Raw genomic sequence first — 20453 nt, 5'->3', positions numbered from 1 at the left:
CCGAGTTCGCCGTATTCGTCCTGGGCGCGCTTGCTCTCGCGGTCGCGCTTGAGCAGGCCGGTGCCGCTGCGGTCCGGGCTGGAATCGAGCTTGACCCCCAGCAGGCCGATGGCGTCGACGCCGACGCCGATGGTGCCTTCGGTAAACCCGGACTCGTAGCGCAGCAGGAACCCCTGGGCCCACTCCTCGGCCTTTTTCTGCGAGGCACCCGGCTGGCGGAAGTCACGGTTGAAGTAGTAGTTGCGCAGCTCGACGCTCGCCTTGCTGTCTTCGATGAAACCGCCTGCGACGGCCTGTTGGGCCAGCAGGCCACCTGCGATGGCCAGGGCCAGGGAAGATTTGTTCATGCAATGCTCCAATGGTGCGTGTTTCTAAGTGTTCTGATGGGGGAAGCGCGCATCGCCAAGCAATGAAAAACGCTGCCACATGACCCGCAGGTCAGACCCCGTAGCCCCTTGCCAGCGGGCCTGCCTGAGGTGGCGGTCAATCTAGGACAAGGGGTTTAATTCTTAAAAAGAATCAATATTCATTTTGTTGTAACAAAATCGAATAAATAGACCGGTAGCCTCCCTCTGGCGGGGAGCTGCCCCTGGGCGAGGCGGCTTCAGTTACTCGAAAGGGCGCGCAAATTACCGACTTTGGTCGCCTGGCGCCATCCCCAATAACGCAGCAGCGGACGGAATTCGCAGTCCCGCGCCTCTCCGGGCCTGCAAAGGCGTTGGCACCCGCACGGCCGCTCATAAAAAAATAACCAAAGGGTATTTATTTAGCCGTTTTTAGATCATTTGGATTTATCCTCACCGGACCACCGGACTCCCAGCCCCCCTATTCCAGTCCCGTGGCCCGGCCTCGCGCCGGCCAGCCGCCCGTGAGGAGCACCACCATGAATCGTTCCCCCTTCGCCCGCCGCCTGCTGGCGGCCCTGACCGTCGGCGGTCTGACCCTGAGCGCCCACGCTGCCCTCGTCGGCGACAAGCCGTTCTGAACGGTCCCCTGCCGCTCCGATACGGAGCGGGGCGAGCCGCTTGTCCACCGATCTTCGGACGGGTCCGAATGGCCTTCTGCCAGCCTTTGGCCAAGGCGCAACACAGTTCCTGAAACCGGTGTGAACGTCGTTGCAAAGCTGGTCGTTGACCCCTTCTGCCAAAGGAACTGTCGCTATGCTGGGGCCCCTAAAGCAGTGTGTTCCACCACCGTCAGGGCCCATCAGCCATGAGTGCAGCCATCTACATCGTTCCTGAGAAACCTGTCGCCGGGCTCGATGACTTCGTCAACGGCAGTACCGTCGTCCAGGTGGACGAAGTCGAGGTCGACGACCTCTGCAAACGGCTCAAGGTGAAGTCGCTGTGGGACTTCGTCAGCCAGGACCCGAACGAGTTCGCCGACCTGCTCGACGGCCTCGAACTGGACGACCAGCTCGCCTGCGAGCAGTGGTTCAGCCCCGAGGACGGGCTGCGCACCGTGCGTGCCCTGCAGGGGCACCTGGTGAGCCAGCCGCGTTCGCTGTCCAACGCCGATGCCTTCCTCGAAGACCTGCAGGACTACGAGTGGGTGCTCAGCGCCCTCGCCGAGCAGGACGTGCGCTGGCATTTCGCCGTCGCCGTCTGAGCCCTCCCCCGGGCCCTGGGCCGGTCAGAGCCGGTCCAGGGCCTGCACGAAGTCGCCGATGATGTCGGCGGCGTCCTCGATCCCCACCGACACGCGGATGGTCCCCTCGTGGATGTCCAGCTCCGCCAGGGCCTCGGCCGACAGCGCGCGGTGGCTGGTCTTGCCCGGGTGGGTGATGCTGCTGGCCACGCCGGCCAGCGAGGGCGCGAACGCGGTGCGCTGCAGGCCGCGGATCAGGCCGTCCACCTCCGCCAGGCCGCCCTTGAGGGTGAAGCTCAGCATGCCCGAGGCACCCTTGGGGAACAGCCGCTGGGCCAGTGCGAAGTCCGGGTGCGAAGGCAGCCCCGGGTAGAACACCTTCGCCACCTGCGGATGGGCCTCCAGCGCTTCGGCCAGGGCCTGGGCGTTGGCGGAATGGGCCTTCATGCGCAGGGCCAGGGTCTTGGCACCCCGGAAGGTCAGCCAGGCTTCGAAGGGGCTGGAACTGCCGCCGGCATTGATCTGGAAGCGTCGCGCCTGGGCGATCCACTCGGCGTCGCCGACGAGGATGCCGCCGGTGGCGTCACTGTGGCCGTTGAGGTACTTGGTGGTGCTGTGCAGCACCAGGTCGGCACCGGCCGCCAGCGGGTTGTAGAGCGCCGGGGAAAGGAAGGTGTTGTCCACCAGCAGCTTCAGCCCGTGGGCCTTGGCCAGCCTGGCCAGGGCGGGGATGTCGCTGATGCGCACCAGCGGGTTGGAGGCGGTTTCGGTGTAGATCAGCCGCGTGGCCGGGGTGATGGCCGCTTCCACCGCCGCCAGGTCGTTGATCTCCACCAGGGTGGCGCTGATGCCGAAGCGCGCCAGTTCATTCTCGATCAGGCTCTGGGTGGTGCCGTACAGCTCGCGGCTGGCGATCAGGTGGTCGCCGGCATTCAGCCGCCCCAGCAGCGCCGCGCTCACCGAGGCCATGCCGGAAGCGGAGAACAGCGCCGCCTCGCCGCCTTCCAGGTCCCGCACCAACTGCTCCAGCGCCGCCTGGTTGGGGTTGGCGATGCGGGTGTACATGTAGTTGTCCGGGTTGCCGGCGAGGAAGTCGTCCACCTGTTCCAGGTTGTCGTAGACGAACACCGAGGACTCGTAGATGGGCAGCGTCTTCGGGCGGGTGACCATCTGCTGGTCGACATCGTTGCCGCTGTGCACCGCGCGGGTGGAAAGGCCGGGTCTGGATTCAGGCATGGGGAATTCTCCAAAGGCAGGCGAGCGCGTGGGAGCGAATTCATTCGCGATGGACCGCGCAGCGGTCCCAGGCCTTGCAGCGCGTGCCTGCGGCACGCATTCGCGGATGAATCCGCTCCCACATAAAAAGAACGCCGACGATAGTCGAGACTCGTCGGCGTGAGGAGAGGCGCGGCGTTCGCCGCACCACCGTGGCTTGCGGTTGATCAGAAGGCCGGCACGACCGCGCCGGCGTATTTCTGCTCGATGAAGGCCTTCACTTCCGGGCTGGTCAGCGCGGCGGAGAGTTTCTTGATGGCGTCGCTGTCCTTGTTGTCCGGGCGGGCCACCAGGTAGTTCACGTAGGGCGACGTGCTGTCTTCCAGCACCAGCGCGTCCTTGGACGGGTTGAGCTTGGCCTCCAGCGCGTAGTTGGTGTTGATCAGCGCCAGGTCCACCTGGTTCAGCACGCGCGGCAGCAGGGCCGCTTCCAGTTCCTTGAACTTGAAGTGGTGCGGGTTCTCGGCGATGTCCTTCGGGGTCGCCAGGGCGTTGCCCGGGTCCTTCAGCTTCAGCAGGCCGGATTTCTGCAGCAGGAGCAGGGCGCGACCACTGTTGCTGCCTTCGTTGGGGATGGCGATGGTGGCGCCGTCCGGCAGGTCCTTCAGGGAGCTGTACTTGCTGGAGTAACCGCCGAAGGGTTCGACGTGTACGCCCTGGACGATCACCAGGTGAGTGCCCTTGCCGCTGTTGAAGTTGTCCAGGTAGGGCTTGGTCTGGAAGTAGTTGGCGTCCAGGCGCTTCTCGTCCACCTGCACGTTGGGTTGCACGTAGTCGGTAAAGACCTTCACTTCCAGATCGACCCCTTCCTTCGCCAACTGCGGTTTGATCAGTTCGAGGATCTCGGCATGGGGCACCGGGGTGGCGGCGACGACGAGCTTCTCGCCGGCGTGGGCCAGGGTGACGGAAAGGGCGGCAGCCAGAGCGGTCAACAGCAGGGACTTCTTCATGATGTTCCTTGATCTCAGGGGCTCCGGCTGGATCGTCAGCCATGAGCGGGGGTTCGGGTCCCGGCCTGGATGGTGCCGGGTTGGAGCGGACGTTACGGTGATTTTTTATAACGAACAAATACCAATTTTTTATTCATATATTCCTTTTGGAAATTAAAAGACACCCCAGCCCGTACCCGACGCGCCCTCCCTATCCACATCGAATGTCGCCCTCGTGAATTGCCTCACCCGGCCTGCCTCACTAGAGTGGCGGCCTGTACCAACACCCCCCGGATGCCTGCCATGCTCGCCACTGCCCTCGCCCGCTTTCCCCGCCTGGAACTGGTCACCGCGCCGACCCCGCTGGAGAAGCTGGAACGCCTGTCCCGGGAGCTGGGGCGCGGCCTGTACGTCAAGCGCGACGACCTGACCCCTTTCGCCCTCGGCGGCAACAAGGTGCGCAAGCTCGAATACCTCGCCCAGGACGCCCTGGCCCAGGGCGCTGACGTGCTGGTCACCGCCGGCGCCATCCAGTCCAACCATGTGCGCCAGACCGCCGCCCTGGCCGCGCGCCTGGGCCTGGGTTGCGTGGCCCTGCTGGAAAACCCCATCGGCACCACCGACCGCAACTACCTGGAGAACGGCAACCGCCTGCTGCTGGACCTGTTCGGCACCGAGGTGCAGTTGGTGCCCAACCTCGACACCGCCGACCAGTTGCTGGCCGAGGCCGCCGAGCGCCTGCGCGCTGCCGGCCGCACCCCCTACGTGGTGCCCATCGGCGGCTCCAACGCCCTCGGCGCCCTGGGCTACGTGCGCGCCGGTCTGGAGCTGGCCGAGCAGATCGAGGCCAGCGGCGAGCGCTTCGCCGCCGTGGTGCTCGCCTCCGGCAGCGCCGGCACCCATGCCGGCCTCGCCCTCGCGCTGGAACAGGCCCTGCCCGGTACCCGCGTGGTGGGCGTCACCGTGTCGCGCCCCGACGCCACCCAGCGGCCCAAGGTGGAAGGCCTGCTGCAGCGCACCGCCGACCTGCTCGGCGTGCCGGTGCCCGCCGGCCTGAAGGTCGAGCTGTGGGACCAGTACTTCGCCCCGCGCTACGGCGAAGCCAATGCCGGCACCCTCGCCGCCGTGCGTCGGGCCGCCGCCTGTGAAGGGCTGCTGCTGGACCCGGTCTACACCGGCAAGGCCTTCGCCGGCCTGCTGGACGGCATCGCCCGACAGGCCTTCGACGGCGACGGTCCGGTGCTGTTCCTGCACACCGGCGGCTCGCCGGCGCTGTTCGCCTATCATCCTGCGGGCGACGCGAACCACGACTTATAACCAGAAAATTAATTTTCTGGTTTTTATGTATTTAAACGAATATATGGAACTCCCTTAGAGTGGCGACCCTCCATTCGCCAACTGCCCCCGCGAGGCCCCCTATGCACGCAACAACGCTCCGTCGTCCCGCCCTCTTCGCCAGCCTGGCGCTGGCCCTCGGTCTCGGCCTGGCCGGCACCGCCGCCGCCGACCTGAAGGACATCCAGCAGAAAGGCGCCCTGAAGATCGGCCTGGAAGGCACCTACCCGCCCTTCAACTACCAGGACGAGAGCGGCAAGCTCACCGGCTTCGAAGTCGAGCTGGCACAAGCCCTGGCCAAGGAGCTGGGCGTGAAGGCCGAGTTCCAGCCGACCAAGTGGGACGGCATCCTCGCCGCCCTGGAATCCCGTCGCCTGGACGTGGCCATCAACCAGGTGACCATCTCCGAAGAGCGCAAGAAGAAGTACGACTTCACCACCCCCTACACCGTCTCCGGCATCCAGGCCCTGGTGCGCAAGGGCAAGGAAGGCGAGATCAAGACCGCCGCCGACCTGGCCGGCAAGAAGGTCGGCGTGGGCCTGGGCACCAACTACGAGCAGTGGCTGAAGGAGAACGTCCCGCAGGCCGACATCCGCACCTACGACGACGACCCCACCAAGTTCCAGGACCTCAACGTCGGCCGCATCGACGTGATCCTGGTGGACCGCCTGGCCGCCTTCGAGATGGTCGACAAGACCGGCGGCCGCCTGGCCGTGGCCGGCGAGCCCTTCTCCCGCCAGGAGTCCGGCATCGCCGTGCGCAAGGACAACCCCGAACTGCTCGCCGCGCTGGACAAGGCCCTGGCCAAGCTCAAGGCCGACGGCACCCTCAAGGCCCTGTCCGAGAAGTGGTTCAAGGCTGACGTGACCCAATGATCGACGGCAGCCTGCAACTGGTGCTGGATTCCGCGCCCTTCCTGTTGAAGGGCGCGCTCTACACCGTGGTTCTCAGCCTCGGCGGCATGTTCTTCGGCCTGCTGCTGGGCTTCGCCCTGGCCCTGGCGCGCCTCTACGCCATCGCCCCGGTGCGCGGCCTGGCGCGGGTCTACGTGTCGTTCTTCCGTGGCACACCGCTGCTGGTGCAGTTGTTCATCATCTACTACGGCCTGCCCCAGCTCGGCCTGGAGCTGAGCCCGCTGATGGCTGCGCTGATCGGCTTCTCGCTGAACATGGCCGCTTACACCTCGGAAATCCTCCGCGCCGCCATCGCCTCCATCGACAAGGGGCAATGGGAAGCCGCTGCCAGCATCGGCATGAGCCGTGGTCAGGCGCTGATGCGCGCCATCCTCCCGCAGGCCGCGCGCACCGCCCTGCCGCCGCTGGGCAACAGCTTCATCTCGCTGGTCAAGGACACCGCCCTGGCCGCCACCATCCAGGTGCCGGAAGTGTTCCGCCAGGCGCAGTTGATCACCGCGCGCACCTTGGAAATCTTCACCATGTACCTGGCCGTCGCGCTGATCTACTGGGTGCTGGCCACACTGCTGGCCCACGTCCAGGCGCGCCTCGAGGCCCGGGTCAACCGCCACGAACAGGACAGCTGATGATCACCGTCCGTAACCTGACCAAGTCCTTCAAGGGCCAGGCGGTGCTCAAGGGCATCGACCTGACCATCGAGCCGGGCGAAGTGGTCGCCATCATCGGCCCCAGCGGCTCGGGCAAGACCACCCTGCTGCGCTGCCTCAACCTGCTGGAAGAGCCCGACGGCGGCACCCTCCAGGTGGGCCAGATCGAGATCGACGCCAACCAGCCCCTGAAGCAGCAGCAATCGCTGATCCGCCAGCTGCGCCAGCACGTCGGCTTCGTGTTCCAGAACTTCAACCTCTTCCCCCACCGCACCGCGCTGGAGAACGTCATCGAAGGCCCGGTGGTGGTGAAGAAGGAACCCCGCGAGCGCGCCATCGCACGCGCCCGTGCGCTGCTGGCCAAGGTCGGCCTGGCAGGCAAGGAAGACGCCTACCCCAAGCGCCTTTCCGGCGGCCAGCAACAGCGCGTGGCCATCGCCCGCGCCCTGGCGATGGAGCCGGACGTGATCCTCTTCGACGAACCCACCTCCGCCCTCGACCCCGAGCTGGTCGGCGAGGTGCTGACCACCATCCGCGGCCTGGCCGAGGAGAAGCGCACCATGGTCATCGTCACCCACGAGATGAGCTTCGCCCGCGATGTGGCCAACCGCGCGATCTTCATCGACAAGGGCGTGATCGTCGAACAGGGCGACGCCAAGACCCTGTTCAGCGCCCCGAAAGAAGAACGCACCCGGCAGTTCCTCGCCAAGTTCCTGGTGGGGTGAGCGGTCACCCCCGACGCCCCCGTGGGCGCGAATTCATTCGCGATGGCGGCGTAGGTTGGATGGCGCTCTTTCCATCCACCCACGGAGTTGAGGGTGACGCCGATGGTGGACCGATGAAGCGTGGTCCACCCTACAGCCACAACAGACCGCCGGGCGCTTGGTCGGTGACCTGGCCAAAATCCGCCAGACTGACGGGTCACAACGCGATAAAGCGCGTAGAATCCGCGCCCCCTCGCAACAAGCCCTGCCTCTTGCCATGAATCCCTCGACCCTCCTCTCCCTCCCCCTGCTCGCCCTGGCCCTTGGCGGCTTCGTCGTCGGCAGCAGCGAATTCATCATCATGGGCCTGCTGCCCGAGGTAGCCCAGGACCTCTCCGTGAGCCTCTCCGACGCCGGCCTGCTGGTCAGCGCCTACGCCATGGGCGTGGTCATCGGCGCGCCGCTGCTGGGCCCGCTGCTGGGGCGCCTGCCACGGCGCCAGGCGCTGCTCTGGCTGATGGGCGCCTACGCCCTGGGCAACCTCGCCTGCGCCCTGGCCCCCAGCTACGAATGGCTGCTGGCGGCGCGCATGTTCACCGCCTTCAGCCATGCCGGCTTCTTCGGCTGCGCCACCCTGCTGGCCGCCGAGCTGGCACCGCCCCATCGCCGCGCCTCGGCCATGGCACTGGTGCTCAGCGGGCTGACCATCGCCAACGTGCTCGGGGTGCCGGCCGGCGCCTGGCTGGGCCAGGCCACCAGTTGGCGGGTGACCTTCATGGTGGTGGCGGGCCTGGGCCTGCTGACGCTGCTGGCGCAGTTCCTCTGGCTGCCGGCCACCGCCAGGCCGCAGCCCAATGCCGCCGGTGCCTGGGACGGCATCTTCCGGCGCCCGGTGCTGCATGCGCTGGGGGTGTGCAGCCTGTCGTCGGTGGCGCTGTTCGGCGTGTTCACCTACATCAGCCCGCTGCTGCGCGATGTCTCCGGCTTCAGCCCGGAGCACGCCAACTTCGCCCTGCTGCTGTTCGGCATCGGCCTGACCCTCGGCAACCTGCTGGGCGGGCGCCTGGCGGACAAGGGCTTCCGCTTCGCCCTGCCCGGGGCCTTCGCGGTGAGCGGCCTGTGCCTGGTGGGGCTGTTCGTCTTCGCCCAGGTGCCGGTGCTGGCGCTGGCTTGCCTGTTCCTCTGGGGCGTGGCGAGCTTCGCCATCTCCTCGCCGCTGCAGTTGCTGCTGGTGGAACAGGCCGGCGAATCCGCCAGCCTCGCCGCCACCCTCAGCCACGCGGCCTTCAACCTGGGCAACGCCAGCGGCGCCTTCGTCGGCGGCCTGTGGCTGAGCACCGGGATGGGCCTGGCCAACCTGCCGCTGATGGGCGTGGCCGTGCTGGTCGCCACCCTGCTGGTGTGCCTGCCCCTGCCGCGCCTGCGCGCCACCCGCGAGCGCCTCCAGGCGGCCGGACAGATCCATTGATCCACCATCCAGCTCCGAGCCGCGCGCCGTGTACCGGAGTGATGGGCTTCGCGTAGCTCAGCCCATCCTACGGGCGGCAGGGTGCAGCATCCGTGGGGTGGATCGCGCTTCATCGATCCACCGCCCAACCCCGAGCCGCGCCGTGCATCGGGGCGATGGGCTTCGCGTAGCTCAGCCCATCCTACGGCCGGCAGGGTGCTGCACCCGTAGGGTGGATCGCGCTTCACCGATCCACCGCCCAACCCCGAGCCGCGCGGTGTATCGGAGCGATGGGAGGGTTCGCGGTACGGAACACCGGGAGCTGCGGGATCGGCCCGGGCGGGCTAGGCTCTGGCCTTTCCCACGCGACAGGAGCACGGACATGGAAGCGGAACGCCAGGCCATCGAGGCAGTGGTACGGGATTACGTAGAAGGCATGGTGCGGGCGGACGCGACGCGGTTGCGCAGCGCCTTCCACCCCGACAGCCGCATCGTCGGGCACTTCGGCCCGGACCTGCAGTGGCTCTCGCCGGAAGCCTTCATCACCGGCCTGCAGGCCAAGGGGCCGGTGGTGGCCGAGGGCGAAGCGCCGGTGTGGCGGCTGGAGTCCCTGGACCTCACCGGCGACACCGCCCTGGCCAAGGTCACCGACGTCTACGCCGGCATGGACTTCACCGATTACCTCTCGCTGCTGAAGATCGACGGCCGCTGGCGCATCGTGCACAAGCTGTTCCACCTGCACGGCTAGGGCCTGTCTCCGGGTGGGTCACATTTCGTCGACCCACCCCTGGCCCCCTCGACGCCTACCCCGCCAGCACCTCGGCGAACAACTGCCGCAGCTTGTCCACATCGTTGGCCGCCAATTGACGAAGCTGCTGGGCGAGCTGTGCATGACTCGGTGCGGGCGGCAGGTTGAGGTGGTGCGGCAGGATCTCCTCACCGTCGCTCACCAGCAGGGCGAAGTGGATGCTGTTCTCCAGCTCGCGGGTGTTGCCCGGCCAGGGGTAGCTCTCCAGCGCCGCCTGGGCCTGGGCGCCGATCAGCGGCAGCGGCAGGTCGAGGCGCTGGGCGTAGATGCCGAGGAAGTACTCGGCCAGCGGCAGGATGTCGTCGGGGCGTTCGCGCAGCGGCGGCAGTTCCACGCGCCCTTCGTTGAGGTACGGGTAGAGCCGCTCGTCGAACTTGCCGGCACGCACCGCCTGGGCCAGGTCGATGCTGGTGGCGGCCACCAGGCGCACGTCCACCGGGGTCGGCTGCTGGGCGCCGACGCGGGTCACCTCGCGGCTTTCCAGGGCCGCCAGCAGGCGCGCCTGGAGCGGCAGCGGCAGGTCGCCGATCTCGTCCAGGTAGAGCGTCCCGCCATTGGCCGAGCCGAACCAGCCGGCGCGGCTGCTGGCCGAGCCGGCATGGGCGCCGGGGGCGTGGCCGAACAGTTCGGCCTCGGCGTAGGCCTTGCTGATGGCGCCGCAGTTGACCGCCACGAACAGCCCCGGCCGCTCGCTGGCGCGGTGGATCTGCCGCGCCAGCAGCTCCTTGCCGGTGCCGGTCTCGCCCTGGATCAGCACCGGCACGGCAGCCGGCGCCAGGTGTTCGATTTCCTCCCGCAGGCGCCGCGAACGGGCATCGACGAACACCAGCGCACGGGCGCGGATGCTCAGCGGGCTGCGGTCGGCGTCGGCGAAGGTCAGCAGGGGTTGGCCATTGGCTGGCTGGCTCATGGACGAAATCTCCCGCCGGGGCCTGCACGCTGGCGGGTCCCGGACGTCACGCGATGAATGGAGGCGCGCCCGGCTCAGGCGCGCAGGCGGGCCAGTTGCTCGATGCGCCCCTGCAGGCGGTAGAGGTAGGCGAAGCCCTGCTCCCAGCGCTGGTGACCGGACTTCACGTTGATGTGCCCGGCGCCGGCGAGGAGGGCCGGCTCGGCGCCCCAGTCACGGGCCAGTTGCAGGGCCCGCTGCGGGCTGGCCGCGTGGTCGTTGTCGGAGCCCACCAGCAGCGTGGGGAACGGCAGGGCCGTGCGGGGGATCGGCGCGAAGCCGGTGAGCGCGTCCGGGCAGCCGGGGCGCTCCACATCCGCCGGGGCGACCAGCAGCGCACCGCGCACCCGACGCAGCACGTCCGGGTCGGCCTGGGCCGCCCAGTGGGCCACGGTGACGCAGCCCAGGCTGTGGGCGACGAGGATCACCGGGGTGCGCTCGGCATCGATGGCCCGCTCCAGCGCCGCCACCCAGGCCGCACGGTCGGGTTGGTCCCAGTCGGCCTGCTCCACCCGCTGCGCGTTGGGCAGCGTGCGCTCCCAGTGGCTCTGCCAATGGTCGTCGGGGGAGCCCTGCCACCCTGGCAGGATCAAGTAGCGAATGGCCTGGCTGCGCATGGCGAGCCCTCCTTGCGAGACGTTCGATGAAGGGCAGTCTAGGGGCTCGCCATATACCTGTTAAGGAATAAAAATTTATTTGCTTATGCATTATTAGCCTATAGCTGCAGGTCATCCTCGTCCGCCAGGCCCGAGCGAGTAGGATGAGCCCCTCGCTCCCCAGCACCGGAACACGGCGCCATGCAGATCGACGACGAACTGACCCTGAAGAAACTGGAGACCTTCCTCGCCTTCATGCGCGCGGGCAACCTGTCCCGCGCGGCGGCGGCGCTGGGCACCAGCAACGTCAGCGTGCACCGCGCCATCCACTCCCTGGAGAGCGCCCTGCGCTGCCCGCTGTTCAAGCACGAGGGGCGCAACCTGACGCCGCTGGAAAGCGCCTACGTGCTGGAGGAGAAGGCCCAGAAGCTGGTGCAGGATGTGCTCGACATGGTGCGCCTGACCCGCGAGGCGGCGGGCTTTTCCGCCGAGCGCTTCAAGCTCGGTGCGCTCTATTCGCTGACGGTGAAGACCGTGCCGCAGCTGGTGATGGGCCTGAAGATCCGCCGCAGCGAGCTGAACATCGACCTCACCCTGGGCTCCAACGCCGACCTGCTCTACCGCCTGAAGAACCTGGAGCTGGACGCCATGCTGGTGTCCCTCGACGACAGCGTCAGCGACCCGGACTGCGAGCAGCTGCCGCTGTTCTCCGACGACATCTTCCTCGCCGTGCCCACCGACTCGCCCTTCGCCGAGCAGCCGGAGGTGGACCTGGCGGACCTGGCCGACTCCACCTTCATCACCCTCACCCAGGGCTTCGCCACCCACCGCGACGGCGCGCGGGTGTTCCAGCAGGCGGGCTTCGAGCCGAAGGTGGCGATGCAGGTGAACGACATCTTCACCCTGCTCAGCATGGTCAGCTCCGGGGTCGGCTACGCCCTGCTGCCCGGGCGCATCGCGGCGGTGTACGAGAACCGCGTGAAGCTCATCCCGCTGCAGGCGCGCTACCGCCTGCAGCAGCACATCGGCGTGGTCTTCCTCAAGGCCCGCGAGCGCGACCCCAACCTGCTCGCGCTGCTGGCCGAATGCCGCATGTACAGCCTGCGGCAGTAGCTCAGCCGGCCAGGCCGCGCATCATGAAGAACAGCAGCGACGGGCCCAGCAGGCAGCCCAGCGCGGTGTAGAAGGCGGCGGTCAGGCAACCGTAGGGCACCAGCTTCGGATCGGTGGCCGCCAGGCCCCCGGCCACGCCGCTGGAGGTGCCCATCAGGCCGCCGAAGATCACCGCCGTGCGCGGGTTGTTCAAGCCGATGAAGGGCGCGACGAAGGGCGTCGCCACCATCACCAGGATGGCCTTCACCAGGCCGGCTGCGATGGACAGCGCCATCACCTCGGAGCTGGCGCCGATGGCCGCGCCGGTCACTGGGCCGACGATGTAGGTCACCGCCCCCGCGCCGATGGTGGTCAGGCTCACCGCATCCGTGTAGCCGAAGGCCAGCGCCACGCCGACACCGGCGACGAAGGAGGTGCCGATGCCGAAGAACAGCGCCACCACCCCGGACACGCCGGCGCGCTTGAGTTCCTCGATGTTCACCCCGAAGGCCGTGGCGACAATGGCGAAGTCCCGCAGCATGGCGCCGCCCAGCAGGCCGATGCCGGACAGCAGCGGCACGTCCACCAGCCCCTTCTGCCCGCCGGTCATCACCCCGCCCACGTAGGACAGCACCAGGCCGAGGAAGATGGCGATGGCCGAGCCGTGCAGGCGGCCCCGCGTCAGCCTGTCGGAGAGCCAGTAGGACAGCCACATGGTCACGCCGATGACGGCGAAGCCGCTGATCAGCCCGTAGCCGTTGATCACTTTCAGCATGGATTCGTACATGGCGGTCACCGTTGCGCGGGCTTCAAGGCATCAGCGTCGGGCTTCTTTTGCCCGAGACGGTCCAGCACCGGGACCATGGCGAAGCCGAGGACCACCGCCGCGATGCCGGCGAGGATCGCCATGGGCCCGCCGGACAGCGCGCCGAGCACGTTCTGCTGGGCGGCCATGGCGACCACGATGGGGATGTAGATGGCGCTCCAGAACTCCACCCCCTGCTCGCTCTTGGCGCCCATCAGGCCGCGCTTGTGCAGGGCGCTGCCGACGAAGATGAGCAGCAGCATGGCGATGCCGACACCGCCGACGTTGGCGGGAACGCCCAGGAGCTTGCCCAGGAATTCGCCGATGAACAGGCCGACAAGGGTACACAGGGCCAGGAAGGCCACACCGTAGATGATCATTGTTGTTGTCCTCGTGTTCGGGTCGAAGTGGCTTGTTTTTATCCTTCGAATTGCACGGCGCTTATCGGGAGTGCTCCACCTCCTGGCGCAACAGGGCGTCCAGCGTATCCAGGCGGGCGCCCTGAAAGGCGATCACCGTCCCTCTTTCGAACACCCGCCGCGCCAGGCCGCTGAGCACGGCGCCGGGGGGCAGCTCGATGAACAGGCGCACGCCGCGTTCATAGGCGGTGCGCTGGGTGCCGTGCCAGTCGACCACGCGGCACATGTTGAAGGCGAGGTCGTCGCGCAGGCGCTCCGGGTCGTGGATCGGCCGCGCCGTTGTGCCGCTGAGGTAGCGGATCGCCGGGCGCCGCAGCGGCACCTCGGCGAAGGCTGCCGCCAGTTCACGGGCCGGCGCGTCCAGCAGCGGGCAGTGGGACGGCACGCTCATCGCCAGGCGCCGTACCAGCCCGGCACCCAGGGCGCGGGCCCGCTCGGCGACGGCGGCCATGGCGGCGTCGCTGCCGGCGATGACGATCTGGTCGTCGGCGTTGAGGTTGCCGATGAACACCGGGCCCTCGGCCTCGGCCAGCAGCCCTTCCACCGTGGTCAGGTCCAGCCCCTGCAGGGCGGTCATGCCGTAGCCCTGTGGATAAGCCCGCTGCATCAGCTCGCCACGCAGGGCCACCAGGCGCAGGGCATCGGCGAAGTCCAGGGCGCCGGCCACCACCGCCGCCGGGTAGGCGCCGATGGACAGCCCAGCGACGTAGTCCGGCGCCGGGCTGCGCGCCAGCAGCAGGCGGGCGCTGGCGACCCCAGCGATGAGCAGGCAGAGCTGCACCGCACGGGTGGAGCGCAGGGCCTCGGCGCTGTCGAGCCGGGCCAGGTCCTCCCCCAGCACCTCGGCGGCCTCGTCCAGGCAGGCACGCACTTCCGGCGCTACCGGCAGGGCCTGGAGCATGCCGGGCTGCTGGGCGCCCTGGCCGGGAAAGGCGAACAGGCTGCTCATGCCACGTCCTCCAGGGGCTGCCAGGGGTTATCCACAAGCCGCGCGCCAGCGTCGCACTTGAGCAGCACGCGGCGGGCGCTGCCGCCCCACTCGCGCAGGGCCACGCCGCCCTGGGGGGTCTGCAGTTGCAGGTCGACGCGGCAGGGCAGGTCTTCGAACAGCACCAGCAGCTCCCGCGCCCAGGCGCGCGGCAGGGGCTCGGCGCTGCACAGCAGCAGGTCGAGGTCACTCGACCCGTGCAGCACGTCGCGCCCGGTGGCGAGCTGGTAGCCCACCCCGCCGGTGGGGCCCCAGGGCAGGCCGAGGGCGTCCAGCAAGGGCGTCACCTGGGCCAAGGCCCGCAGGGCCGGCAGTTCCCCCGGCGCGCGCAGGCGCAGGTGCTCCGGGGCGAGGCGTCGCTGCACGGCGGCGACCGGCATGCAGGCGGCGAAACGCTCGGCGCGGGTGGCGCCACGCACCCCCACGGCCACCTGGCCCGCCGGGCAGCACCCACGGCGCACCACCACCGGTTGCCCGGCGGCCAGCACCTGCCGTGCCCAGGCCGGAGCCTCGGCGGGCAGGTGGTCCGGGGCCAGGCCCCAGAGCAGGTCGTGTGGCTGGAGGCGGTCCATGGCGGGCTCCCGGCCGGGCCTTACCACTGCGCCCGCAACTGGGCGCGCACCGCCGAGGACGCGGCGCGGTTCTCGGCGCCGAGGCGGTTGGACAGGTCGGTGCCGGTGCCGATGTCCACCACGGCGCGCACCAGGCAGTCGCGCACCCGGTCGAGGTCGGCGGCGCCGGGGCTGTCGGGGTTATCCACAGCCAGGCGCTCCCACAGCAGGCCGAGGGAGGCGTAGCTGTCCAGGTCGTAGGCCATGGGCGGCACCCTGGCCGCCAGGGCTTCCAGCTCGTCGACGCTGCGCAGGGTGATGCGCGCGGCAGCGGCCTTGCCCATGGCGTGGACCATCACCCCGGCGTCGTCCAGGGCGATCAGCCGCTGGGCCTGGTAGCCGTGGGCGAGAAAGGCGCCGGACATGGCCTTGCCCACCAGCAGGCCGATCACCGGGTGCCCGGCGAGGCGGGCACGGGCGTAGGCGTCCACCGCGCCGGCCAGGGCCTGGTGGATGCCCAGGGCCTCTTCGCGGCGGCCGTAGGCCTGGCTGGGCACGTCCACCACCGCCACCAGCACGCGCTTGTCGGCACGCCCGGCATCGGCCTGGATGGCGTCATCCACGGCCTTGGCCAGGCCCCAGCCTTCCAGCAGGCCCACCTCGCCGTTGCGGGCGCGGGGGAAGGGGTTGCGCGGGTCGGGCACCACGGCGATGAAACGCGCGGCGCGGCTGCCCACCTCGCCGTCGATCACCTGCACCGAAGCGGGGAAGCCCGCCAGCGGGGTGCCGCTGGCCAGGCCGTGCAGCCAGTTCAATCCTCGGCTCATTGCAGCTCTCCCTGGTAGAGGGCGCGCACCTGGGCGGCGTCCAGTTGGTCACAGTCCTCCCCCAGCCGGGCCAGGCGGGCGAGGAATTCGTCGGGGCGGCGGCAGCGCGGGGCGGCGGGTTCGCCGGCCGCCAAAAGGCCGGCCAGGGCCTCGCGCAGGGCGACCACGTCATCGGCCACGTAGGCGTCGGCCAGGCCGCAGGCGTGGCGCTGTTCGCCACCGGTGAGGCTCCAGATGAAGGGCCGGTCGCGGGCGTCGTACTCCTCGATGCCGGCTTCCTGCTCGATCACCTGGGGGCCGTTGAGGCCCAGGCGCGCCTCGCGGGTCACCAGGAGGTGGCTGCACAGGCCGGCAGCGATGGACATGCCGCCGAAGCAGCCGACGGCCCCGGCGATCACGCCCACCACCGGCTGGTGCTGGCGCAGCGCGACGATGGCGGCCTGGATCTCGGCGATGGCGGCCAGGCCCAGGTTGGCTTCCTGCAGGCGCACGCCGCCGGTTTCCAGCAGCAGTACGGCGGCGGTGGGGATGCCCTGGCGGTTGTCTTCCACCGCCAGCTCCAGGGCGCCGGCGATCTTGGCGCCGCCGACCTCGCCCAGGCTGCCGCCCTGGAAGGCGCCCTCGATGGCGGCGATCACCAGGGGGCGGCCATCGAGGCTGCCCTTGGCCACCACCACGCCGTCATCGGCCTGGGGCACGATGCCCTGCTGCACCAGCCAGGGCGACATGACGCGATCAAAGGGACCGAGCAGTTCGCGGAACGTGCCGGCGTCCAGCAGCGCGCGGGCCCGCTGGCGAGCGCCCAGTTCGACGAAGCTGCGGGCCGCCAGCAGGCGGGCGGTATCAGTCATGGGCCACCTCCTCCAGGGCCTGCTCCAGGCGCAGGCGCACCACCCCCGGCGTGGCGCCGAAGTCGTGGATGTCGATGTTCAGGGCCGGCAGCTGCTGGCCGGCGAAGAGGCGCTGGAACAGCTGCGTCCAGCGCGGGCCGCTGCCGTTCACCGAGGTGATCACCTGGATCGCCAGGGTGCCGGCACGGCCGGGCTCCAGCAGCACTTCCAGGTCGCCGGAGCCGACGCAGCCCACCAGGGCGCGGCCGCGAGCGGGTTGCCCGGCGGGGAATTCGAAGGTCAGGGTTTCCATGTCACAGGCTCCCGGCTTGATCGAGGAACAGGCAGGCGGCCAGCAGGTCGGCGGCTCCGCCCGGGGATACGTTGAGGGCCAGCAGGCGCGCCTCCAGTGCGCGCAGCTGACGGCGCCCGGCGAGGCTGGCGGCGCCCCCGGCGGCGAGCACCGCGCGGGCACCGGCGCGGGTGGCCTGCAGCCCTTCCGGGCCGGCGCGCCAGAGCACGCAGGTGTCGGACAGCTCGGCCATGATCGCCAGCAGCGCATCGAGCCGGGCGTTCTGCTCGCCGGCTCCGGCCGCGCGGCTGCGCTGCAGCTGTGGCAGGCCGTGGTCGAGGGCGGCGGGGAAGCCCAGCTGGGCTTCTTCCCGCGCACCGCGCACGCCGTAGCGACGGCACACCTCGGCCCCGTGGCTGCGCGGCGCAGGGGCGGCGGGGTCGTCGATCAGGGCGATGCGCGCGGCCCGCAGGGCGATGGCGCGGGCGTCGCGGCTGTCGGGCTCCAGCGCCCAGGCCGCCACCAGCAGGCCGAGGGCCCAGATGGCCCCCCGGTGGGTGTTGACCCCGCCGGTGGTGGCGAGCATCGCCGCCTCGCCTTCGCGGCCGATGCGGCCCAGGGCTTCGCGCAGGGGCGCGCCGACCTCGCGGTGCTGCAGGGCGGCCTCGGCCATCTGCCGGAAGCAGGGCCAGAGCGACAGCGCCGAGGCGTGCATCAGGCCCAGGTGCAGGTCGCTGTGGGCGCCGCTGCCGCGCCGGTCCACCAGGCCCGGCTTGGGCGTGAGGTCGGCCTCGTCGATCAGGGCGTCCACCGCCCGGTCCGCCAGCCAGTCAGCCAGGGGCAGGTCGGCGTCGCGTAACGTGAGTGCGCTCATCACCAACTCCTGAAGCGGGCGGGCGGGTTGTAGAGGCCGCCGGACCACTCCACCAGCTCGGCGATGCTCTTGGCGGCGAGCAGTTCGCGGCTGGCGTCGGTGCGGCGGATGCCGAGGTCCTCGGGCAGGGCGATCAGCCCTTCGCGGCGCATGCGCTCGGTGTCCCTGGGGTCGTGGCGCAGGCCGATGGCGGTGACCCCGGCGACGGCGGCGATCATGGCGCGGCGTTCTTCATCGGAGCGCGCCTTGTACAGGTAGGCGATGCCTTCCTCGGTGAGCAGGTGGGTGACGTCGTCGCCGTAGATCATGATCGGCGCCAGGGGCATGCCGGTCTTCCGGGCCACGTCGACGGCGTCGAGGGTCTCGACGAAGGTGGGTTTGCCGCCTTCCTGGAAGGTTTCCACCATCTGCACCACCAGCTTCTTGCCGCGCGCCAGCAGGGCCTCGGGTTCGGCGCGCATGTCCAGCCAGGCGGGGGTGGAGTGACGGCGGCCGCGCGGGTCGTGGCCCATGTTCGGCGCACCGCCGAAGCCCGCCAGGCGGCCCCGGGTGACGGTGGAGGAATGGCCATCGCCGTCCACCTGCAGGGTGGCGCCGATGAACAGGTCCACCGCGTACTGCCCGGCCAGTTGGCAGAGCATGCGGTTGGAACGCAGGGAGCCGTCGCGGCCGGTGAAGAACACGTCCGGGCGCTGGGCGATGTAGCCCTCCATGCCCAGCTCGGTGCCGAAGCAGTGCACGCTTTCCACCCAGCCGGTCTCGATGGCGGGGATCAGCGTCGGGTGCGGGTTGAGCGTCCAGTTGCGGCAGATCTTGCCCTTCAGGCCCAGGGATTCGCCGTAGGTGGGCAGGATCAGCTCGATGGCGGCGGTGTTGAAGCCGATGCCGTGGTTGAGGGACTGGACGTTGTGTTTCTCGTAGATGCCGCGGATCGCCATCATCGCCATCAGCACGTGCACCGGCTTGATGTGGCGCGGGTCGCGGGTGAACAGCGGCTCGATGTAGAAGGGCTTGTCGGCCACCACCACGAAGTCCACCCAGGAAGCGGGGATGTCCACCCGCGGCAGGTCGCGCACGTCGTCCACCAACTGGTTGACCTGGGCGATGACGATGCCGTCGGAGAAGGCCGTGGGCTCCACCAGGGCCGGGGTGTCTTCGGTGCTGGGGCCGGTGTAGAGGTTGCCCTCGCGGTCGGCCATGAAGCCGGCCACCAGGGTGACGTTGGGGATCAGGTCCACCACCAGCCGCGAGTACAGCTCGATGTAGGTGTGGATGGCGCCGACTTCCAGCAGGCCGTCTTCCATCAGTTGGCCGATGCGCAGGCTCTGCGGGCCGGCGAAAGAGAAGTCCAGCGTGCGGGCGATGCCGCGCTCGAACAGGTCCAGGTGCTCGGCGCGGCTGACGCTGGGCATGATCATGTGCAGGTCGTGCAGGCGGCCGGGGTCGACCTTGGCCAGGGACCGGGAAAGGAAGTCCGCCTGCTTCTGGTTGTTGCCTTCGAGCACCACGCGGTCGCCGGGGGCGATCAGGGCTTCGAGGGCCTCGACGATACGCTCGCCGGGCAGCACCGCGCCGTCGGCGAGGTGGCGCACGCGGTCGAGGCGGCGCTGCTTTTCCGCGCGCCGACGCGACCACTGCGGCGGGGAGGTGGGTGTTGTTGTCATGGTGGCTCCACGGGTTCCGCTGTCGTGGAGCGCACCTTAGGAGCGCGGCCGATGGGTCATCAATCAAGCCCGGCGGCGGATCGTTACGGTGAGGTTAACGATCCATCGCGATATCTGCTCGGAGCGTCGCCAGATGCAGGGTGGACCACGCTCCATCGGTCCACCACGCAGTGCCGACCGGGGCTCCGATGGTGGACGTGAAAGGCGACGTCCACCCTACAGGGCGATCTCCGAGCCGCGCGCGGTAGCGGATGTAGGGTGGACCGCGCTCCATCGGTCCACCACGCGGTGCCAACCGGGGCTCCGATGGTGGACGTGAAAGGCGACGCCCCCTGCGCGCTGCGCCGGGAGGAAGCGGAGCACCCGGCCGATCTTTGACAGAAGCCAACCCGCCCCCGAGCATCCCCTGTCCACAACGGAGGAGACACCCGTATGACGCGCTTTATCGCCCACACCGCCCATCGAAGCGAGTTTCCCGAACCGCTGGCATTCACGGCCGGCGAGCCCCTGGTGATCGGCGAGTGCTACGACGGCCAGGAAGGCTGGGAGCACTGGTATTTCTGCACTCTGCCCGGAACCCCCTCGCAACCCGGCGGCTGGGTGCCGGCCCAGGTGATCGAGTGGGGGGACGTGGTGGACGGCATCCAGCACGGCCGAGCCCGGGAGGACTACACGGCGCGCGAGCTGGACGTGGAGTGCGGCGACATGCTTCAAGGGGGCCGGCAGCTTAATGGCTGGGTCTGGTGCGAACACCTGCCGTCCCTGCGCACAGGCTGGGTGCCCTTGTCCGTGCTGGAGGCGCTGGCCTCGTAGCGGCTTCCCGATACCGGATGTAGGGTGGACCACGCTCCATCGGTCCACCACGCGATGCCGACCGGGGCTCCGATGGTGGACGTGAAAAGCGACGTCCACCCTACGGG

23 protein-coding genes are annotated in these 20453 nt (G+C 69.2%); 9 read left to right on the top strand and 14 right to left on the bottom strand.

Annotation, left to right across the window (positions count from 1 at the left end):
* A partial coding sequence (locus tag A9G05_RS25040) for an OprD family outer membrane porin (RefSeq protein ID WP_139131251.1) occupies positions 1-347 on the bottom strand: 347 nt, incomplete at its 3' end.
* Between the two features lie 865 nt (positions 348-1212).
* Here A9G05_RS25040 and A9G05_RS25035 point away from each other — a divergent pair.
* Complete coding sequence (locus A9G05_RS25035) at positions 1213-1608, top strand: hypothetical protein (RefSeq protein ID WP_069563528.1); 396 nt, start codon at positions 1213-1215, stop codon at positions 1606-1608.
* Positions 1609-1632: 24 nt separating this feature from the next.
* Here A9G05_RS25035 and A9G05_RS25030 read toward each other — a convergent pair whose 3' ends face one another.
* Entirely contained in the window at positions 1633-2823 is a 1191-nt protein-coding gene (locus tag A9G05_RS25030; protein WP_069563527.1) for a PLP-dependent aspartate aminotransferase family protein, read from the bottom strand.
* A 206-nt stretch (positions 2824-3029) separates the two neighbouring features.
* Positions 3030-3812, bottom strand: a complete 783-nt coding sequence (locus A9G05_RS25025; RefSeq protein WP_069563526.1) for a MetQ/NlpA family ABC transporter substrate-binding protein — start codon at positions 3810-3812, stop codon at positions 3030-3032.
* 282 nt (positions 3813-4094) lie between these two features.
* Here A9G05_RS25025 and A9G05_RS25020 point away from each other — a divergent pair, with 282 nt between their 5' ends.
* From A9G05_RS25020 to A9G05_RS24995, 6 genes are all read left to right on the top strand, one after another.
* The gene (locus tag A9G05_RS25020; protein WP_069563525.1) at positions 4095-5108 is read left to right on the top strand and encodes a D-cysteine desulfhydrase; all 1014 of its coding nucleotides are present in this window, start codon (positions 4095-4097) and stop codon (positions 5106-5108) included.
* Between the two features lie 101 nt (positions 5109-5209).
* On the top strand, positions 5210-6001 hold the full coding sequence (gene tcyJ, locus A9G05_RS25015; protein ID WP_069563524.1) for a cystine ABC transporter substrate-binding protein: 792 nt from the start codon (positions 5210-5212) through the stop codon (positions 5999-6001).
* The gene (gene tcyL, locus A9G05_RS25010; RefSeq protein ID WP_069563523.1) at positions 5998-6666 is read left to right on the top strand and encodes a cystine ABC transporter permease; all 669 of its coding nucleotides are present in this window, start codon (positions 5998-6000) and stop codon (positions 6664-6666) included. The genes tcyJ and tcyL overlap by 4 nt, the downstream gene beginning before the upstream one ends.
* Complete coding sequence (tcyN, locus tag A9G05_RS25005; protein WP_069563522.1) at positions 6666-7412, top strand: L-cystine ABC transporter ATP-binding protein TcyN; 747 nt, start codon at positions 6666-6668, stop codon at positions 7410-7412. The genes tcyL and tcyN overlap by 1 nt, the downstream gene beginning before the upstream one ends.
* A 256-nt stretch (positions 7413-7668) precedes the next feature.
* Complete coding sequence (locus tag A9G05_RS25000) at positions 7669-8859, top strand: MFS transporter (RefSeq protein WP_069563521.1); 1191 nt, start codon at positions 7669-7671, stop codon at positions 8857-8859.
* Between the two features lie 361 nt (positions 8860-9220).
* A complete protein-coding gene (locus tag A9G05_RS24995) occupies positions 9221-9586 on the top strand; it encodes a nuclear transport factor 2 family protein (RefSeq protein WP_069563520.1) in 366 nt (121 codons plus the stop codon).
* A gap of 55 nt (positions 9587-9641) precedes the next feature.
* Here A9G05_RS24995 and A9G05_RS24990 read toward each other — a convergent pair whose 3' ends face one another.
* On the bottom strand, positions 9642-10556 hold the full coding sequence (locus A9G05_RS24990) for a sigma 54-interacting transcriptional regulator (protein WP_069563519.1): 915 nt from the start codon (positions 10554-10556) through the stop codon (positions 9642-9644).
* Positions 10557-10630: 74 nt separating this feature from the next.
* Positions 10631-11212: an alpha/beta hydrolase gene (locus A9G05_RS24985; protein WP_069563518.1), complete on the bottom strand. Its 582-nt coding sequence runs from the start codon at positions 11210-11212 to the stop codon at positions 10631-10633.
* A 180-nt stretch (positions 11213-11392) separates the two neighbouring features.
* Here A9G05_RS24985 and A9G05_RS24980 point away from each other — a divergent pair, with 180 nt between their 5' ends.
* Entirely contained in the window at positions 11393-12304 is a 912-nt protein-coding gene (locus A9G05_RS24980; RefSeq protein ID WP_069563517.1) for a LysR substrate-binding domain-containing protein, read from the top strand.
* Between the two features lies 1 nt (position 12305).
* Here A9G05_RS24980 and madM read toward each other — a convergent pair whose 3' ends face one another.
* From madM to mdcA, 9 genes are all read right to left on the bottom strand, one after another.
* Positions 12306-13070, bottom strand: coding sequence for a malonate transporter subunit MadM (madM, locus tag A9G05_RS24975; RefSeq protein WP_069563516.1), 765 nt, complete (start codon positions 13068-13070; stop codon positions 12306-12308).
* A gap of 5 nt (positions 13071-13075) precedes the next feature.
* Complete coding sequence (gene madL, locus A9G05_RS24970; protein WP_069563515.1) at positions 13076-13468, bottom strand: malonate transporter subunit MadL; 393 nt, start codon at positions 13466-13468, stop codon at positions 13076-13078.
* Positions 13469-13529: 61 nt separating this feature from the next.
* Positions 13530-14456, bottom strand: coding sequence for a malonate decarboxylase subunit epsilon (mdcH, locus tag A9G05_RS24965; protein WP_069563514.1), 927 nt, complete (start codon positions 14454-14456; stop codon positions 13530-13532).
* Positions 14453-15067, bottom strand: coding sequence for a malonate decarboxylase holo-ACP synthase (locus A9G05_RS24960; protein WP_069563513.1), 615 nt, complete (start codon positions 15065-15067; stop codon positions 14453-14455). The genes mdcH and A9G05_RS24960 overlap by 4 nt, the downstream gene beginning before the upstream one ends.
* 20 nt (positions 15068-15087) lie before the next feature.
* Positions 15088-15873, bottom strand: a complete 786-nt coding sequence (mdcE, locus tag A9G05_RS24955; protein WP_069563512.1) for a biotin-independent malonate decarboxylase subunit gamma — start codon at positions 15871-15873, stop codon at positions 15088-15090.
* Positions 15870-16724, bottom strand: a complete 855-nt coding sequence (locus A9G05_RS24950; protein ID WP_069563511.1) for a biotin-independent malonate decarboxylase subunit beta — start codon at positions 16722-16724, stop codon at positions 15870-15872. The genes mdcE and A9G05_RS24950 overlap by 4 nt, the downstream gene beginning before the upstream one ends.
* Complete coding sequence (locus A9G05_RS24945; protein ID WP_044407138.1) at positions 16717-17016, bottom strand: malonate decarboxylase subunit delta; 300 nt, start codon at positions 17014-17016, stop codon at positions 16717-16719. Before A9G05_RS24945 ends, A9G05_RS24950 begins: the two co-directional genes overlap by 8 nt.
* 1 nt (position 17017) lies before the next feature.
* Positions 17018-17869 carry a triphosphoribosyl-dephospho-CoA synthase gene (locus A9G05_RS24940; RefSeq protein WP_069563510.1) on the bottom strand — a complete coding sequence of 284 codons (852 nt, stop codon included), beginning with the start codon at positions 17867-17869 and terminating at the stop codon, positions 17018-17020.
* Positions 17869-19533 carry a malonate decarboxylase subunit alpha gene (gene mdcA, locus A9G05_RS24935; protein WP_069563509.1) on the bottom strand — a complete coding sequence of 555 codons (1665 nt, stop codon included), beginning with the start codon at positions 19531-19533 and terminating at the stop codon, positions 17869-17871. The genes A9G05_RS24940 and mdcA overlap by 1 nt, the downstream gene beginning before the upstream one ends.
* Positions 19534-19965: 432 nt before the next feature.
* Here mdcA and A9G05_RS24930 point away from each other — a divergent pair, with 432 nt between their 5' ends.
* On the top strand, positions 19966-20346 hold the full coding sequence (locus tag A9G05_RS24930) for a hypothetical protein (protein WP_069563508.1): 381 nt from the start codon (positions 19966-19968) through the stop codon (positions 20344-20346).
* Positions 20347-20453 lie beyond the last annotated feature (107 nt).

The sequence above is a fragment of the Pseudomonas sp. ENNP23 genome (assembly GCF_001728945.1).
In the GTDB taxonomy this organism is placed as follows: Bacteria; Pseudomonadota; Gammaproteobacteria; order Pseudomonadales; family Pseudomonadaceae; genus Metapseudomonas; species Metapseudomonas otitidis.
This window is presented reverse-complemented; position numbering and strand designations above follow the sequence as displayed.

Bases quoted from the DNA above. Each gene is read 5' to 3' on its own strand.
- A9G05_RS25025 (WP_069563526.1), bottom strand. From the start codon at position 3,812: ATGAAGAAGTCCCTGCTGTTGACCGCTCTGGCTGCCGCCCTTTCCGTC.
- A9G05_RS24985 (WP_069563518.1), bottom strand. From the start codon at position 11,212: ATGCGCAGCCAGGCCATTCGCTACTTGATCCTGCCAGGGTGGCAGGGC.
- A9G05_RS24940 (WP_069563510.1), bottom strand. From the start codon at position 17,869: ATGAGCGCACTCACGTTACGCGACGCCGACCTGCCCCTGGCTGACTGG.
- A9G05_RS25020 (WP_069563525.1), top strand. From the start codon at position 4,095: ATGCTCGCCACTGCCCTCGCCCGCTTTCCCCGCCTGGAACTGGTCACC.
- A9G05_RS24945 (WP_044407138.1), bottom strand. From the start codon at position 17,016: ATGGAAACCCTGACCTTCGAATTCCCCGCCGGGCAACCCGCTCGCGGC.
- mdcH (WP_069563514.1), bottom strand. From the start codon at position 14,456: ATGAGCAGCCTGTTCGCCTTTCCCGGCCAGGGCGCCCAGCAGCCCGGC.
- tcyN (WP_069563522.1), top strand. From the start codon at position 6,666: ATGATCACCGTCCGTAACCTGACCAAGTCCTTCAAGGGCCAGGCGGTG.
- A9G05_RS24990 (WP_069563519.1), bottom strand. From the start codon at position 10,556: ATGAGCCAGCCAGCCAATGGCCAACCCCTGCTGACCTTCGCCGACGCC.
- madL (WP_069563515.1), bottom strand. From the start codon at position 13,468: ATGATCATCTACGGTGTGGCCTTCCTGGCCCTGTGTACCCTTGTCGGC.
- mdcA (WP_069563509.1), bottom strand. From the start codon at position 19,533: ATGACAACAACACCCACCTCCCCGCCGCAGTGGTCGCGTCGGCGCGCG.
- tcyL (WP_069563523.1), top strand. From the start codon at position 5,998: ATGATCGACGGCAGCCTGCAACTGGTGCTGGATTCCGCGCCCTTCCTG.
- A9G05_RS24930 (WP_069563508.1), top strand. From the start codon at position 19,966: ATGACGCGCTTTATCGCCCACACCGCCCATCGAAGCGAGTTTCCCGAA.
- mdcE (WP_069563512.1), bottom strand. From the start codon at position 15,873: ATGAGCCGAGGATTGAACTGGCTGCACGGCCTGGCCAGCGGCACCCCG.
- A9G05_RS25000 (WP_069563521.1), top strand. From the start codon at position 7,669: ATGAATCCCTCGACCCTCCTCTCCCTCCCCCTGCTCGCCCTGGCCCTT.
- A9G05_RS24950 (WP_069563511.1), bottom strand. From the start codon at position 16,724: ATGACTGATACCGCCCGCCTGCTGGCGGCCCGCAGCTTCGTCGAACTG.
- madM (WP_069563516.1), bottom strand. From the start codon at position 13,070: ATGTACGAATCCATGCTGAAAGTGATCAACGGCTACGGGCTGATCAGC.
- tcyJ (WP_069563524.1), top strand. From the start codon at position 5,210: ATGCACGCAACAACGCTCCGTCGTCCCGCCCTCTTCGCCAGCCTGGCG.
- A9G05_RS24995 (WP_069563520.1), top strand. From the start codon at position 9,221: ATGGAAGCGGAACGCCAGGCCATCGAGGCAGTGGTACGGGATTACGTA.
- A9G05_RS24960 (WP_069563513.1), bottom strand. From the start codon at position 15,067: ATGGACCGCCTCCAGCCACACGACCTGCTCTGGGGCCTGGCCCCGGAC.
- A9G05_RS25035 (WP_069563528.1), top strand. From the start codon at position 1,213: ATGAGTGCAGCCATCTACATCGTTCCTGAGAAACCTGTCGCCGGGCTC.
- A9G05_RS24980 (WP_069563517.1), top strand. From the start codon at position 11,393: ATGCAGATCGACGACGAACTGACCCTGAAGAAACTGGAGACCTTCCTC.
- A9G05_RS25030 (WP_069563527.1), bottom strand. From the start codon at position 2,823: ATGCCTGAATCCAGACCCGGCCTTTCCACCCGCGCGGTGCACAGCGGC.